Source organism: Porifericola rhodea, from assembly GCF_030506305.1.
In the GTDB taxonomy this organism is placed as follows: Bacteria; Bacteroidota; Bacteroidia; order Cytophagales; family Cyclobacteriaceae; genus Catalinimonas; species Catalinimonas rhodea.
Map to the genome: position 1 here is coordinate 3677426 of NZ_CP119421.1, position 15952 is coordinate 3693377.

A 15952-nucleotide genomic window follows, 5' to 3' on the forward strand; every position below is an offset into this window, starting at 1 on the left:
GGCGCAAGTAGAGGATGACGAATATTTAAACCTGATAACAGTCCATTCTCAATGACTTTTTAATAAAGCAAAAGCTAAAAGATTAGTATAATAAAAAAGAGGCTTGGTAGATTGTTGAGAAATTACATAGATGCTCGGGGGTAGGCAACTTTATTAATTTAAGCGAAAAGTGTAGTGTGCTTAAAGAGTAAAAGTGATTTCTACGTGCGGTATAAATAAGTCTAAACGATAGAATTTACCGTTTAGACTTAGTAGTGTTTGCTAGCCTAGCTGAAACTCGTTGGAGACAAACGGCTGATGGTAATAGCGATTGCCCGTTGCTTTATACAAAGCGTTGGCTAATGCTCCTACTATAGGAGGGTAGGGAGGTTCTCCCAAACCTGTAGGGTCAATATTATTCTGTACAAAGTGAACATCTATAGATTTTGGGGCTTCACTATGGCGAATCAGGCGGTAGGTATCAAAATTACTTTTCTCAGGTGCGCCATCCCTAAAAGTTAAGGCGCTATACATGGAGTGGCCGATTCCATCTACAATACCACCTTCGGTAAGGTTAGTGGCCGCAATTGGGTTGACTACAATACCACAATCTATGGCACAATGTACTTTCTCAACTACCGGCTTATCATTCTCTATTACCATATCTAATACCTGAGCAACATAGCTGTTATGACAGAAGTAGGCAGAAACGCCGCGGTAAACTCCATCCTGAGGCTGATTCCACGAAGATTTTTCCCTTACCAGCTCCAATACACCTGCATAGCGATCAGCATCGTAATCGTTATTTTGGCCTACAGGATTGTTTTTTGCCCGATCCAGAAGTTCTAGTCTAAACTCAATGGGGTCTTTACCCATAGCCTCCGCCAGCTCGTCCATAAAAGACTGCTCTGCCCCAGCGATAAAGTTAGACCTGGGGGCACGAAATGCTCCTATGCTTATATTAGATTCCAGCGACCACTCTTCTGCCAGGTAGTTGTCTATACTTCCGGCAGGAAAACGATTGGCAAACAGTGGGCTTTCAGGAACCCCGCCCGCGCGCACATGAAACCCAATCAGCTTTTTGTTCTCATCCAGTGCGGCACGATAGGTAGCATAGTAGGAAGGACGATAATTACCGAATGTCATATCATCTTCCCGGCTGTAGACCAGTTTGATAGGAGCTTTCATTTTCTTGGAAATTACGGCTGCTTCTACCAGAAAGTGTCCATAAAGGCGACGGCCGAAGCCACCTCCCATACGTGTCATTTGTATGTCTATTTTTTCTAAAGGCAGATCCAGCTGCGCCGCCACACTCTTCTCCATGTGCTCTGGTGTTTGAATTGGGCCTACCAGTTCGGCATGCTCATCGGTTACATGGGCAAAGAAATTCATAGGCTCCATTGTATTATGAGCCAGGAAAGGTGCAGAGTAGCTACGCTCTACAATCTGAGCGGCATTTCTGAAGGCAGCCTCCGGATCTCCATCTTTGCGCACTACTTTAGCGAGCTTTTCGCCAGCCTGAGCCATTTGAGCCTGATGCTCATTACTGTTCTCCAAACCTTCTGGTACGCTTACATTCCATTTTCTGTCTTTATCAGCATAATGGGAAAAAGTTTCGGTATAGGACGCGATAGGTTCCCATGCTACCTCCAGAGCCTTCTTCGCATTCATGACTTCCCAGGTAGTATTACCAACGACTACAATAAGCTCCGTAAAAGCAGCAGCATCAAATGCATGCTTATCGTAGTCATCTTTAAAAGTATTGATAGTAAACACATCTTTAATACCCGGCATACTTCTGGCCTTGCTGTCATCTACTGATTTCAGCTTCATTCCAAAGGCGGGTGGGTGTACGATCATGGCAATCAGCATACCTTCTTTACGGTAATCAAGGCCGTAAAGAGGCTGGCCGCTTACAATCTTCTTGGCATCAACATTTTTGCGAGAGGTACCAATAATTTTAAAATCTTTGACCTCTTTCAACTCTACCTCTTCCGGCACTTTGACCTGGGCAGCTGCGGAAGCAAACTCACCATAGCCTGCGGACTGATTGCTGGCACTATGCAGTATCTTTCCTCCCCGAGTGCTAATTTCATTGGCGGGTACATTCCAGGCCTGAGCAGCTGCTTCGCAAAGCATTTTTCGGGCGCTGGCACCTGCCATTCTTAAGCTTTCCCAGCCCTGCCGGATAGACTGACTACCGCCGGCAAGCTGACGCGTAAAAATATCCGTATTGAGTTTAGCCTGCTCTACTTCTACATCCTGCCAGTCTACATCTAGTTCTTCGGCTATAATCATGGGCATAGATGTCTTTACATTTTGCCCAATTTCAGGGTTGGGTGACATGATAGTCACTTTTCCATTATCCGCGATTTTTAAGAATCCGTTGATATCAAACCACTCTTTGGGCAGGGTTTCCGCTGTTTGATTATCCGGCGTACATCCTGCGAGCCAGCTGAAGCTAAGCATCATGCCTCCTCCGGCCAGGGTAGAAGCCTTTAAAAATGAACGCCTTCCTATTGATGTTTTTAGTACAGTCATGATCTTGGTCGTTTAGAGAGTGCTTGCTGTTTTAATCGCTTGTTTTATCCTAACATAAGTACCGCAGCGGCAGATGTTACCATTCATGGCTCCATCTATTTCGTCGTCGGTGGGCTTGGGAGTCTTTTTAAGCAATGCTGCTGCACTCATTATCTGCCCTGCCTGGCAGTATCCACACTGGGGAACATCTACTTCCAGCCAGGCCTTTTGTACAGGGTGGTCTCCATTTTCAGATAGCCCCTCTATCGTAGTTACCTTTTGCTCTCCTACGGCGGAGACCGGTAGCTGGCATGAACGAACAGCCGTATCGTTGAGGTGAATGGTGCAGGCTCCACATTGCGCGATACCGCAACCATATTTTGTTCCTACCAGATTCAGGTGGTCTCTGAGTACCCAGAGCATAGGAGTGGCTGGGTCAACATCCAACTGCTGGTTTTTGCCATTAATATTTAGGTTGAAAGTAGCCATGATATATAAATTAATAAAAACTGTTTCTTTTAAGTTAATAAGAAATAAAGACTTTCACCTTAATCAATATGTAATTCAAACAAGGTATTACGAAAATCAACCCTTCGTACTCATTTGCTGAGAACCTTGCCCGTCCATACTCATGATTACTGTGCCAGGCTTATTCTCCAATTCAGCTGTACAGTAAAAGTCTAGTTTTATTTGAGTGTATATAGGGATGTCGGTCTGGGTATACAATTCACAGTGCTAAGCCAGATAGCTACCAACTGCCGGGGCATAAAGTCCATTTTTACTGCAAAACATATGCTTTATACATATGAACATTTGTCACGCCTACCAGCATGAATTGTATGCATCTTGAGCTGTGCCGAATCACTAATGTTGTAGGCTACCAGCCACCTCATTAGGGTACTTGTACGCTTTAAAACCCAAACCAGATATTTGAATGCACACAAAGATACCAGCCTTTTTACTGAGCCTTCTTTTTATCTTTTTAGTCGGTAATGCCTGCGCCAGAGCCAGTCATACACTGCACCTGAAAGCGGGGCCTCCTAAACCTCCCATAGGTAAAAGGTGGGTACTCAATCCAGACTTTTCTGATGAGTTTAACGGTACGGTGCTGGACACCAGTAAGTGGTTAGACTACCACCCAAGCTGGATAGGACGAGAACCCGGTCTTTTCTTACCTTCTCAGGTATCAGTAAAAGATGGTTACTTACAAATAAGGGGTAGCAAAATGGAGCAAGATACCGTTATTCATGCTTATGGCAGAGACCTGACATTTAATATTGCCGGGGGAGCGGTGGTATCTAAAAAATCGGCTTACCTCGGTTATTACGAATGCAGGTTTAAGGCAGCTGCCACATCTATGTCTACCACTTTTTGGTTTTCGGGCGCAGCTCAAGCGGGCCCCCGAGCTTGTGATAGATACAGCCTGGAGTGGGACATTCAGGAGTGTATAGGTCGGGTAGGAGATTTTCAGGGCAGCCACTTCGCCAGCGGTATGCATTCCAATGCACACTATTGGTATACAGACTGTGAAGGGGAAAGACATGACTATCGGGCTACTCAGATTATCTTTAACGATGATGAACTGGCTTCAGAAGGTTTTCATGTGTATGGTGGGTGGTGGCGAGACGAAACTTCTGCCAGCTACTACTACGATGATCGTGCGCCAAAGCATCAAAAATTTTATGATGCAATAAGCGAGCAACCCTTTGATAAACCTATGTATATGCGCCTGGTTTCTGAAACTTATCCCTCTCCCTGGATAGAGCTGCCTACTGACGAAGAACTGGCCGACACTACTCGCAGCGTAGCCTATTACGACTGGGTCAGAGGCTATCAGTTAGTAGATGCGCTGGAGCCTAACCCTGAAGTTAGTTTAGAGCCAGCACTCAAGATATATGAGGAGAGCATAAGTTTTGATACTTTGAGTCTCAGCCTTAAGAATGCTTCAGTATTAAATATTCCACTCAGCTATAAAGCTAACAAGGAGCGAGTTATCAATCTTACATTGCTTGACTCCCAAGGTAGCAAAGTAGCTGATGCTACATTTACTGCCTTTGCAGGATATGCATACTTAAGCTATGAACTTGCACTAAATCAGGACATAGCGTCTGCTACCGACTATAGGTTGGTAGCTTCTCTTAACTCAGCAGAGGCAGGCAAGGCAAAAAGGCTGGATGTGAGCCACCTCATCATTCACCTGCATGACTAAAGCTTACAGCACTTTCAAAAAAAACATGATGAATACACTATGAATAAGACACTACTAGTCATCCTTTTATTGAGCTTTGTCCTTTGTATGGCAATATCCTGTACACAAAGGAGCGAATCAAAAACGACTGAAAGCTCGCGGGCTTTTCCCTTTACCTTACCTAAAGAAAAGCCAGATATGCCGCTAAGTGCAGCCATGGAGCGAAACTATAGCGCTTATATGGCTCCACGGCCAGAAGATAATGAACTGTACTCCCAGTTTAAATATACCGAACTTAAGGGGTTTGACTACAACAACCATGATGGTACCATATCTCGTCGTGACCCTTCTAAAGTCATCTTTGCCAATGGCAAATATTATGTTTGGTATACTTACAGAAACACGCCTACGCCCCCACAGGGAGCAGACAATAGTAATGACACTATACCGTCCTCTGACTGGGATCTGGCAGAGATCTGGTATGCGACCAGTGAAGATGGTTTTACCTGGGAGGAACAGGGAGTAGCGGTGCCGCGTCCACCTAAACCTCATGTAGGATGGCGCTCGGTCAGCACCTGCGACATTCTGGAATGGGAAGGCAAGTACTACCTCTATTATCAGGGTTTTATGGAAGCCAGCGGCAAGCGTGGAGATGATTGTCCGGTAGCAGTATCTTATGCCGACTCACCCGATGGCCCCTGGACTCCTACACACAAAGTAGTAATCCCTAATGGTGCTGCAGGAGAGTGGGATCAGTACTCTATCCATGACCCTCATCCTTTTGTGTACCGTGGAAAGATTTACCTTTATTATAAGTCAGACTTTGATGGAGATCCCCGGCTAGTGCGTATGCAGGGTTTAGCCACTGCTGAAGATCCTTTAGGGCCGTTTACAAAACACCCTCTGAACCCAGTAATTAATTCTGGACATGAGACCTCACTTTTTCCCTTTAAAGAAGGAATGGCTGCAATGGTCACCAGAGATGGTAACGAGCACCATACCATACAGTATGCTAAAGACGGAGTCAATTTTGAAATAGCTTCTATCGTTACCCTGCTACCTACTGCTGCGGGTTCTTTTATACCCGATGCTTTCACGAATACAGATAATGGGCGAGGCATCAGCTGGGGACTCTCACATTTTACCAATGCCACTAGCTGGGATCAAAATCATGCGGTTCTGACTCGTTTTGATTGTGACCTGAGCCTGGACATAGATGACTACGATATGAAGCACCATAATGAGTACTACAAACCAGAATTCTATTATCAGCATAGCCTTAACAAAAAGCAGAAGGAAAGAATAGAGAAAGCTAATCAGAAACTCCAAAGTGCTACAGAGTAGGCAAAAAAAACTGGCAGTTGAGTCTGCCTGCTTATAGCTTGTTGAGGTAGATCTTTATAATCAATTATAGGAACAAATAAAGTAAGTGCAGAATCTATAAAAGGCTTGAGGTAGTTGGTTATGAACAATTTTATAAAACCTATCAATGGAGTATCATATAAGAGGGTAGTTAAGAAATCTTTTGGTAAGCTGGCTATCAAAATATAGATTGAAGGCGAAGGAGGTTGATAGTTTTGTCAACCTTCTTTTTTTGATATAAACACTTTAGTGTGCATCATTTAGTCTCATCAATTTACGGTAGTATCGGACATGAACCAGCAATTAGTAATTGAGCAAACCATTGCTTACGTAAAGCAGGAATTAGCCAATGCCGAAGGCGGCCACGACTGGTGGCATATTTATCGGGTCTGGCAGCTTTCTAAAAAAATAGCGGCTACAGAAAATGTAAATGCCTTCGTCGTAGAGTTGGGAGCTCTGCTGCATGATATTGCCGACGCTAAATTTCATGATGGCGACGAAGAAATAGGCCCACGAAAAGCCAGAGCCTTTTTAAGTTCACTACATCTTGAGGAAGACCTGATCACCCATATAGAAAATATCATTGCCAACATCTCCTTTAAAGGAGGTAATCATACGCAGGCGTTTACTTCGCCGGAGCTAAACGTAGTACAGGATGCCGACAGGCTGGATGCGATAGGAGCCATCGGTATAGCACGTACGTTTAACTATGGAGGCTTTAAAGGAAGAGAGCTGTATCATCCTGAAGTGAAACCCCGGCTAAACATGACCAAAGAAGAGTACAAAAAAAGCCAGGCACCTACCATTAATCATTTTTACGAAAAGCTACTCTTGTTAAAAGATCGCATGCATACCAAAACTGCCAAAGCTATGGCTGAGCATCGCCATCAGTATATGCAGCAGTTTCTGGAGGAGTTTTATCAGGAGTGGGAGGGAGAGCGATAAGCGAATCAGAAACGCCCTGTAAGTTTACTCAAACCTGAGCAATTGTGGGGGGCGCTTTCGTGGCCGTCATCTATCTTATTCCGCATAAGTACTACACAAACCATGCCCCTGAAGCATATTATCCCTACTCAGAATTTACATAGCCCGGATGTTTAGGTCCTTATATTTTTGGCTGAGCCTCTTCCTGTGTGCCGCCTTCTTCCAGTGTTTTATCAAACAGTATACCCCCTTTATACATCCCTTTAAGCACAGGGTAGATGTCTTCGCCCAGCTGAGTGAGGCTGTACTCCACCCGGGGCGGAACTTCAGGGAATACCCTGCGCTGGATCAGTCCATCGGCTTCCAGTTCTTTCAGCTGCTTACTCAGCATGCGTTCACTAATATCTGTCAGCAGTTTAAGCAGATCACTATACCTTTTATCTCCCTGATGCAGATGCATAATGATCGTTCCTTTTCTTTTTCCTTTTACTACATTGATAAAAGTGTCAATGGGACAATAACTTTTTTTCATTTTTTTCTCTGCTCAAAGTGTTGATAGTCTGCAATTCAGAAATAAATGTTCGTAAGCCTACATTTTGTAAGTACTTGACAGATAGCTCCTTTATACGCAAGTTTGTTTAAGAACAGGCAAAATAAACAGACTTATGACGAAACAAAATAATGATACCTTTAAAGCCTTTCGGGTAGAAGAAGCCGAGGGGCAATTTAAGTCCTCTGTACAGGAGATGCCTTTTAGTCTCCTAAAAGAAAATGAAATACGGGTCAGAGTTCATTACAGTTCCCTGAATTACAAAGATGCTTTATCAGCCACAGGTAACAAGGGAGTCAGCAGAAACTACCCACATACTCCCGGTATAGATGCGGTGGGGGTGGTAGAAGATACGAATAGCGAGGGCTGGGCAGTAGGGGAGCAGGTCATCGTAAGCAGTTATGACCTGGGAATGAATACCAATGGAGGCTTTGCCGAATACATACAGGTGCCCGCTGACTGGGCCGTAAAACTTCCGGAAAAACTGAGCATGAAAGAAGCCATGATCTACGGTACTGCCGGCCTTACGGCAGGTATGTCTGTGCTGAGGCTGACAGAAAAGCTGAAGCCAGAAGACGGAAAAATAGCGGTATCGGGAGCTAGTGGTGGAGTAGGCGCCCTGAGCCTGGCCATATTAAGTAAGCTGGGCTATACCGTAGTGGCTATCAGTGGTAAAGAACAGGAGTACGACTTTCTAAAAAGCCTGGGTGCCAAAGAAATTATGGCACGTGCTGAGGTAGAAAACTTTGCTCAGAAACCTTTGTTAAAGCCGCTCTTTGCCGGTGCGGTAGATACCGTAGGCGGTGTAATTCTGGAGAATATCCTGAAAGCCACCCAGCCTATGGGAGTCGTAAGCTGCTGTGGCAATGCGGCCTCTCCTAAACTAGAGCTGACCGTCTTTCCTTTTATCCTGCGAGGCATCAGTTTGATAGGTATAGACTCTCAAAACTATCCCATGCCTTATCGTACAGAGGTATGGAACAAATTAGCGGAAGACTGGAAGCCCTCCCATCTCTCAGATACCTATACAGAGATTGGCCTTGAGGACCTACAGACTAAGATTGAGCAGATGCTAGCGGCAAAGCTGAAAGGCAGAACCATCGTAAAGTTAATATAAACATATCCACCATCTCAAAGAGACAGCAGGCAGTATGCTTTTACAGGCTACTGCTTGCGACTTTTTGGGGGCCAGCTCAGGCCTGCCATTCCCGGGGCTTATTTCCTCATATTCCGAAAATATCTTTTATCTTAGTACCTATCCGTATAGTTGGGTCTGTCATCATATACGTTTAGGCAGTATCAATCTTTATCAGAACAAGTAAAGCCAGACTGAAGAGTAGCAGCAGCTAGTAATCTTTTTTTAAGCAGCCCAAACACTGGAGGTGAATATCGCTTGGCGTTTTGAGTGAAAGCATTTAGTGAATTGAACATAAAGGGATACAATTTGAATAGCTGCCTGGTTTCATCAATGTCTTAGGCAAAAGCCATATTAAATATACAGTTTAATAACAGTACTCAACTCACAGAATATGCTGGAAAATTACAGTGTCAACGTAAAAATCAAGCTGGCTGGTCTCTGGACCTCACTTATGTTTCTTTATATCTACGGAGATTATTTTGAACTCTACACACCTAATAAGGTAGAGTATATGCTCAATGCGGATGTCATCTTAAACAGCCCTGCTAAACTTTTTGCGGCTTCATTCATACTTGCGCTTCCGGCACTAATGATAAGCCTCTCTCTTACACTGCGCCCCAAAATAAATAAGCTTCTCAATATAGTAGTAGCAGGTTTGCTTACTATTGTGGTGGGGTTGGTGATCAGCACTTCCCTGACACCCTGGTATGCCTTTTATTTCTTCTATGGTGTGCTTGAAATAGGAATTACAGTTTGGATAATTGTAACTGCACTTAAATGGCCCAAAGTAAGGCTTTAAGTTTCCACATGTACAGAAAGCCTTAGCTGATTTAGTATAAAGCTGATATGCACCTCAAGCTATCATGAGGAGCTTGGGTGAGTACATAAGCAAAAAGACATTATAGGTGATTATATTCCGCAAGATAACAGTGACTGGCTGTACGATAGACAATAAATAAACATGTAATCCGCATACGTTTGTATTACTCATAGCGTAAGCTGGATAACTGCTTAAAAACACAGCCTGCTTAGTCATACACGAAGCTGGTTTTATAAAACATAAGCAGAGATTGTGAAATTCTTAGTATTGCTGCTATACTTGTCCCATACAGAGCAGCCTAAATAAACTTTTCATTACTGAAAACTAAACTAATGAGCGGAAAGCGAATATTTTTTACCGGAGGATCAGGCAAAGCGGGCAGGCATGTAGTACCCTACCTCCTGGAGCAGGGGCATAGAGTCATGAATGTAGACCTTAAGCCTCTGGACCACCCGGGGGTAGATAACCTGATTGCCGATATCACAGACTCCGGGCAGATGTTTAATGCGATGAGCTCCTATGCGGGGCTGGATGAGCTGGAAGGCGGAAATGGCGTGCCTCACTTTGATGCGGTGGTGCACTTTGCCGCCGTACCCAGAATCCTTATAAATCCGGATAACAAAACCTTTAGCGTTAATACCATAGGTACCTACAATGTGATAGAAGCAGCCGTAAAGCTCGGAATCAAAAAGATAATTATTGCTTCTTCGGAGACCACCTATGGTATCTGCTTTTCTGATGGGCAGACCAATCCTGATGTGCTGCCTCTGGAAGAGGATTATGATGTTAACCCTATGGATAGCTACGGCTTGTCCAAAGTGCTTAATGAGAAAACAGCTCGTGCTTTCCAGCGCCGCTCCGGCTACGATATCTACGCCCTGCGCATAGGTAATGTGATAGAGCCGCATGAGTATGCCGAGCTCTTCCCCGACTACCTCAAACACCCTGAAGTACGCCGAAGAAATGCTTTCTGCTATATAGACGCCCGCGACCTGGGGCAGATCGTAGACTTGTGTATCCAGAAGGATGGGCTGGGCTATCAGGTGTTTAATGCCGGCAACGACCACAACGGAGCCATTATCCCCAGCAAAGAACTGGCAGAAAGGTTCTTCCCCGGCGTGCCCCTCAGCCGTGAGCTGGAAGAGCATGAGGCCCTGTACTCCAACCGTAAAATCCGAGAGGTGCTGGGCTTCAAAGAGCAGCACAACTGGCGCAAGTATGTTCAGCCAGACTAAGGTCTTAACGGAAAAGGCTTGTTAAGCATATCGGTATAGCACTGCTCAGATTTGTACTGTGTTCATATTTATGAAACGTACTTTTTACCATTTGGTAAAACTGAGCTACCGGCCTTTTTTTATCTTATGGCAATGAAAGAACTCATAGACTATGTGCTGCTTTTCGGGAACCTGAACTCTCGCCAGATTGCTCTGCTGGAACAGCAGGCGGAAGAGCTGCTCCTTCATAAAAACGAATACTTTTCCGAAGCAGGTAAAATACCCCGGCAGGTGGGCTTTATTGTAGAGGGCGTTATCCGTGGATGCTACTACAACAGGCAGGGAGAGGAAATTACCCGTTGCCTGATCAGTGAACATAGCCTGGTGGTAGATTACATACATTTTGAGGCCAGGACCGCCGCCTCAGAGTACCTGCAAGCCTGTACAGATTGCCGCCTTATAGTATTCTCCCGGCAAAAGTGGGAGGAGCTGTCTTATACCATCCTTGGCTGGGAAAATATACAGAACAAGATGGTGCAGAAGTGCCTCTACCAGAAATCCAGAAAAAGCCCGGTTATTTCGCAGGATGCTACTACCCGCTATCTGGAATTTATAGAACATTATCCCGGCCTTATCAATCGTATTCCTTTGGCCTATATTGCCTCCTATCTGGGCATGACCCAGCAGTCCCTGAGTAGGATAAGAAAAAACATTCGCTAAGTAGCTATTTACCATATGTTAAAGGAGTCCATTCTTTTGTGATGTTCTTTTGTACAGCACACTAAAAACAGTATAAGGATGGAAACTACAAAGAACACAAGAGCGGAAGCTCATCTGAAGCATGACGCCAAAACAGCATTAGTCAGTGGGGCTAACAAAGGGATAGGGCTTGAAACCGTCCGGCAGTTATTACAAAAAGGCATATATGTATTTATGGGAAGCCGGGACATCCGGCAAGGACAGCAGGCCTTAGAGCGCTTGCGGGCAGAGGGACTCAAGGAAGCAGAAGTGCTGGTGCTGGATGTCAATGATACCAGATCTGTAGAAGCCGCTCTGGCGTATATAGCTGGCAAAACTACGCATCTGGATATTCTCATCAACAATGCGGGTATACATGGAGGTATGCCCTATACCGCTCTGGAGGCCAGTACCGAACAGTTTAGCGCGGTTCTGGAAACCAACCTCTTAGGCGTAGTAAGGCTTACGCAGGCTGCCCTGAAGTTGATGAAGCCATCTCCCGCACCCAGAATCGTAAATGTAAGTAGCAGTGTCGGGTCTTTAAGTCTGCAATCTACGCCCGACTGGCCCGCCTATCATCAGGCAAAATACGCCGTATATGCTTCCTCTAAAGCAGCCCTGAATATGTACACTATCCACCTGGCTTATGAGTTAAGAGATAGTGCCTTTAAGGTGAATGCGGTATGCCCCGGCTATACCAAAACGGATTTTACCGGTCATCAGGGAGGAGAAGTAGAAGTAGCGGGTAGGCGTATTCTAAAATATGCGCTCATAGATAGAGAGGGACCCAGCGGAAAGTTCTTCAGCGAAGAGACTAATCCTGAAACTGAAGAAATACCCTGGTAGCTTAAGCAAAAGACTGATAGCAGATGCCTCCCCTGAGCAGCATAGAAAAAACTTATCAGGAAAAAGTATATAAATGAGTCTGCTATGAAACAGCTTCTCCTAAAGGGTGAAGTCACAAGCGCATGCACTAGGGGAAGAGTGTATGCTGCTATATTTTCGCAAATCCTCCTTATTTGTTATATTATACTTAAGCGTAAAAAGTGTGGTAAAATGTTAAGCATTTGAGAGGTATTGGATTTGCCGGTCAGGGACAGGCGTCCTATAAAGATAACAGAAAGCATCTGAACCATAGAACTAAGGTGGAGGACAATTCTTATGCGTAGCCCCAACTTAAACGAGAGATTTCTGCTGACTATGAGGAGCTTAAAGCCTTTGGTGAAATCAGGGATAAGCAAAGAAGAAGAGATCAGCTGATCCGCTGGAGAATCTTTACCTTATGTCTGCTCCGGTAATTGTATGGTCTGTATTCTTGAGTTAGAAATATTTTCAGCCTCTATATATTGTTCGGCAAGGCTTAAACTTTGCTAAGTATCCATACATAGAACTTATGGATGAGTATTTTCGCATAATATATTATTGCTAACTGTTAGCTTCATGAGTTGAGCATATGTTTATTATTATCCTCATACTATCTTCATTCCTTAGTCTAAGTTCTTTAGAAAAGAATGAATTTCTTGAGGATTCAACAGTTATCAACAGAATTGAAAAAATTGAAGAGGCATTAAAAAAGAACCAAAAGGATGTTTGGGATAAACTTAATGCTGTCTCTGGAATAGTTTCGGGTATTGTGGTGGCTCTAATAGGTATTTACGCTACAAATGCGCTTAACAGAAGCCAGAAGAGACGGGAAGATTTACGGAAGGATCAGCAGTTATCAATCAGCCAGGCTGATACTTTGGAAAAGTTCTTACCTCATTTAATGTCTGATGACCCACGTCTGCGTGAATCTTCATTGTTAATAATATCTACCTTACTTGGTGACGAGCTTGCGACAGAGCTGGCGGGTAAACTAGGAGGTGAAGGATCTGCTACTGCCCTCTCGATAATCGCCTCAAAATCTACCGAAAAATCTAAGGATTCAATAGAAGTTGCATTAGGAAGTGTTTTCAATCAACTAGAAAACTATGTGGTGAGAATTGGTATGCATGAACCTGATTTTATAGGAAATGGGTTTATTTTTGGTGAAGAAGGCCTAGTAGTGACCGCTGCTCATGTAGCTAATGGTCTAACTTCAGGCTTTTACGTAGCTAATAATAGTAGAGGTAAAATGCATGGTAAAATTGTTTATGTATCTGAAGATTTGGACATAGCATTTATCAAAATACAAGAAGTTTCAGGTATAGCGGGAATATCTGCTAAAGCATCCTTACCAAAAATCGGAAGTAAGATATTTACCTTATGGCATTCTCCTAATGCAGGTTTAAGAGGTGAGGTGAGTACCGTAATTTCTACTTCAGCTAAAGGATTGAGTACAGAACCTGAAATTGCAGTATCAAATGTAGGCAGCCCGGGCATTAGTGGAGCACCAGTGATAGATTCTACGGGAAAGCTAGTTGGATTTGTGCATGCAAGTTCAACCGGACATAACCCCATGACTTTCCTTGTTCCGGCAAATGCAGTGGTAAAAGCTATTGAACAATTTAAAAATGAAGGCTAACAAATGCTAATACAAATATGCACACTGCGTTTGTTGAAAGAGGCATTAGAATATCAAAGCTCTGCTATTGACTTTGAGTAAAAATTCAATACTTAAAAGCTGACCAAAGCTAAATATTATAGAAGGCTTCGGTTATGCGGTGGATGAAAAGCTGAAAGCGGACATTAGTAGAATGACTCCCATGTTTAGCCAGGGCTACTCATAAACTGCGGAAGAAAGCAGACTACTGATTGGTATCTACTGTTATTCCTCAGGGAAGAAAAATTCCTCTCTTCTTTCGCCTTTTGTATTGTGAGTTTACTTCATGGCGATGTATTGGTATGGTATTTTGTATTGATACAATAGAGGGGCTTCCACATGAGGTGACCGGCAAAATATCCCTAAAAGCCCGCTAGCCACTTTAGTATAGATGGGGAAATCTGCGTATCTTTTCTTAAAAGAACAGCATGAAACACCCCCATTCCCATCAGGACGCCCTTATTCTTAAAAGTGGTGAAGGCAGAGAGTACATTTGCGGAAACATGACAGCCATTTTTAAAGCGGACGAAAACGAGACCGATGCCCGCTATAGTATTTCTGAGTGGTGGATGCAGCCCCATAGCGATGGACCGGGCGCACACCTGCACGAAACGCATGATGAGGTTTTCTATGTGCTGGAAGGTAGCCCCTCCATACTTGTAGGAGAGGAGTGGGTAGAAACGGAAAAGGGTAGCATGATCAGGATACCCGCCAATACCCTGCACGATTTTGCTAACCGAAAAGCGGAACGCTGCGGACTGCTCAACTTCTTTATTCCCGGTGGCTTTGAGCGCAATATGCCTGCCATCGTAAAATGGTTTGAAGAGAATCCCTAGGCTTTAGGTATTATCCCCTGCGCTCCCATGTGGCTATGCCGGGGAGGGCAGGGGATCAGACAAGCCCAAGGCTAGACTTTGCTTCTTACCGTAATGCCCATCCCCTCCAGCAGCTGATCGTTTTCTTCCAGCGCCAGGCGCGCCACCTTACGAAAACGTCTGGTCCACTCTTCCAACTCTTTAAAAGCAATGTTGCGCGCCTGCGTAGCCAGCTGCGCCTCACCCTGCGAGCTTTTGAAGTTTCGGCGGCTGTCGGCTACCGCCTCCTGCATCGCCTGTGCCTGCGCCAGCTCCTCGGCACTTACTGCCATAGCCTCATAGACTTGGGGTAGCTGTAGCAGCTCCGTATAGAAGTAACGCGACTGCTCCATCCAGGCCGCCATATTACGCTTGCGGGGCACCTCCAGTTGCAGGCGCTTTTGCAGGCCACTCTCATTGCGGCAGGCCAGCTTGGCCAGCTGATAATGATAGCTGTACAAATCCCAGGCCTCTGCCTGATCTTTCTTGTACTGGTCTGAAGCTCCCAGCTGCTTACCGTACTTAGAGGTTTTGTCGGACTGAAGCGCAACCGCCCTGTCCAGTAGCTTCTGAGCATTTCGGATGTCCTTCTCCGAATAGCGGTACTTAGCTACCTCCTGTAGTACCAGGGGCTGATGAAGCGCGCCCTGAATCAACAGCCTCGCATCTTCCAGAATCTGCGCGATTCCCTTTTTTGATTTAATCATATTTTAGAATTAAAATGAAGCCGTTAAAGTCATAAATAACTAGGTATTTATCTTAAATTTTGCTGAGTAAATATTACATGATTTAGAAAATACTCAAGTATTAAATTGGGTTAACCGCTGAGAGAGTTGTCGGACTGCCTGTATAGTGCTTTTTAAGGACTGCGACGCTTGTCGGAATAGCAGAAAGGCGCTGCGAAGGCGTTCCGCACCTTATCGGAATGGGCAAACACCGCTGTTTGTGCATGCCGACGCTTGTCGGAGAGGGCAAACAGCGCTTTTGATGTACTAAGCATGTAATCGGAAAGGACAAAATGCAACGTTTGTCCTGTCCGCAAGTAATCGGAAAGGTGCAAATCGGAGGTTTTGCCGCTAAAAATGAAGGTGACAGCCTGAAATTACACCCTTCTTACAGGCCGAAAAAGGGCGGTATGTAAAAA

14 protein-coding genes are annotated in these 15952 nt (G+C 44.6%); 10 read left to right on the plus strand and 4 right to left on the minus strand.

From position 1 onward, the window contains the following. Positions 1-261: 261 nt before the first annotated feature. Together PZB74_RS15165 and PZB74_RS15170 are read right to left on the minus strand one after the other, a co-directional pair. Complete coding sequence (locus PZB74_RS15165; RefSeq protein ID WP_302237507.1) at positions 262-2520, minus strand: xanthine dehydrogenase family protein molybdopterin-binding subunit; 2259 nt, start codon at positions 2518-2520, stop codon at positions 262-264. A 12-nt stretch (positions 2521-2532) separates the two neighbouring features. After that, positions 2533-2988, minus strand: coding sequence for a (2Fe-2S)-binding protein (locus PZB74_RS15170; RefSeq protein ID WP_302237509.1), 456 nt, complete (start codon positions 2986-2988; stop codon positions 2533-2535). Positions 2989-3433: 445 nt separating this feature from the next. Between PZB74_RS15170 and PZB74_RS15175 the strand changes: the two genes are divergently transcribed. From PZB74_RS15175 to PZB74_RS15185, 3 genes are all read left to right on the plus strand, one after another. Further along, positions 3434-4708 carry a LamG domain-containing protein gene (locus tag PZB74_RS15175; RefSeq protein WP_302237511.1) on the plus strand — a complete coding sequence of 425 codons (1275 nt, stop codon included), beginning with the start codon at positions 3434-3436 and terminating at the stop codon, positions 4706-4708. An 87-nt stretch (positions 4709-4795) separates the two neighbouring features. Further along, positions 4796-6031 (plus strand): glycoside hydrolase family 117 protein, encoded by a 1236-nt coding sequence (locus PZB74_RS15180; RefSeq protein WP_302237512.1) that lies wholly within the window; start codon positions 4796-4798, stop codon positions 6029-6031. Positions 6032-6340: 309 nt separating this feature from the next. After that, positions 6341-6994: an HD domain-containing protein gene (locus PZB74_RS15185; RefSeq protein WP_302237516.1), complete on the plus strand. Its 654-nt coding sequence runs from the start codon at positions 6341-6343 to the stop codon at positions 6992-6994. 160 nt (positions 6995-7154) lie between these two features. On the opposite strand, the gene PZB74_RS15190 is transcribed toward PZB74_RS15185, so the two are convergent. After that, a complete protein-coding gene (locus tag PZB74_RS15190) occupies positions 7155-7505 on the minus strand; it encodes a winged helix-turn-helix transcriptional regulator (protein WP_302237518.1) in 351 nt (116 codons plus the stop codon). A 133-nt stretch (positions 7506-7638) separates the two neighbouring features. Here PZB74_RS15190 and PZB74_RS15195 point away from each other — a divergent pair, with 133 nt between their 5' ends. The 7 genes from PZB74_RS15195 (at position 7639) to PZB74_RS15225 (ending at position 14790) form a co-directional block, all read left to right on the plus strand. Then, complete coding sequence (locus tag PZB74_RS15195) at positions 7639-8640, plus strand: YhdH/YhfP family quinone oxidoreductase (protein WP_302237520.1); 1002 nt, start codon at positions 7639-7641, stop codon at positions 8638-8640. A 412-nt stretch (positions 8641-9052) separates the two neighbouring features. Further along, complete coding sequence (locus PZB74_RS15200; protein WP_302237523.1) at positions 9053-9460, plus strand: DUF6326 family protein; 408 nt, start codon at positions 9053-9055, stop codon at positions 9458-9460. Positions 9461-9813: 353 nt separating this feature from the next. After that, positions 9814-10716, plus strand: a complete 903-nt coding sequence (locus PZB74_RS15205) for an NAD-dependent epimerase/dehydratase family protein (RefSeq protein ID WP_302237526.1) — start codon at positions 9814-9816, stop codon at positions 10714-10716. 132 nt (positions 10717-10848) lie between these two features. Beyond that, the gene (locus PZB74_RS15210) at positions 10849-11415 is read left to right on the plus strand and encodes a Crp/Fnr family transcriptional regulator (RefSeq protein WP_302237529.1); all 567 of its coding nucleotides are present in this window, start codon (positions 10849-10851) and stop codon (positions 11413-11415) included. A gap of 78 nt (positions 11416-11493) precedes the next feature. Next, positions 11494-12279 (plus strand): SDR family NAD(P)-dependent oxidoreductase, encoded by a 786-nt coding sequence (locus PZB74_RS15215; RefSeq protein ID WP_302237532.1) that lies wholly within the window; start codon positions 11494-11496, stop codon positions 12277-12279. A gap of 607 nt (positions 12280-12886) precedes the next feature. After that, on the plus strand, positions 12887-13936 hold the full coding sequence (locus tag PZB74_RS15220; RefSeq protein WP_302237534.1) for a S1 family peptidase: 1050 nt from the start codon (positions 12887-12889) through the stop codon (positions 13934-13936). Positions 13937-14382: 446 nt separating this feature from the next. After that, the gene (locus PZB74_RS15225; protein WP_302237536.1) at positions 14383-14790 is read left to right on the plus strand and encodes a cupin domain-containing protein; all 408 of its coding nucleotides are present in this window, start codon (positions 14383-14385) and stop codon (positions 14788-14790) included. Positions 14791-14861: 71 nt separating this feature from the next. Here the strand turns inward: PZB74_RS15225 and PZB74_RS15230 are convergent, their stop codons facing one another. Next, a complete protein-coding gene (locus tag PZB74_RS15230) occupies positions 14862-15515 on the minus strand; it encodes a PQLLE family protein (RefSeq protein ID WP_302237537.1) in 654 nt (217 codons plus the stop codon). Positions 15516-15952: the final 437 nt, after the last annotated feature.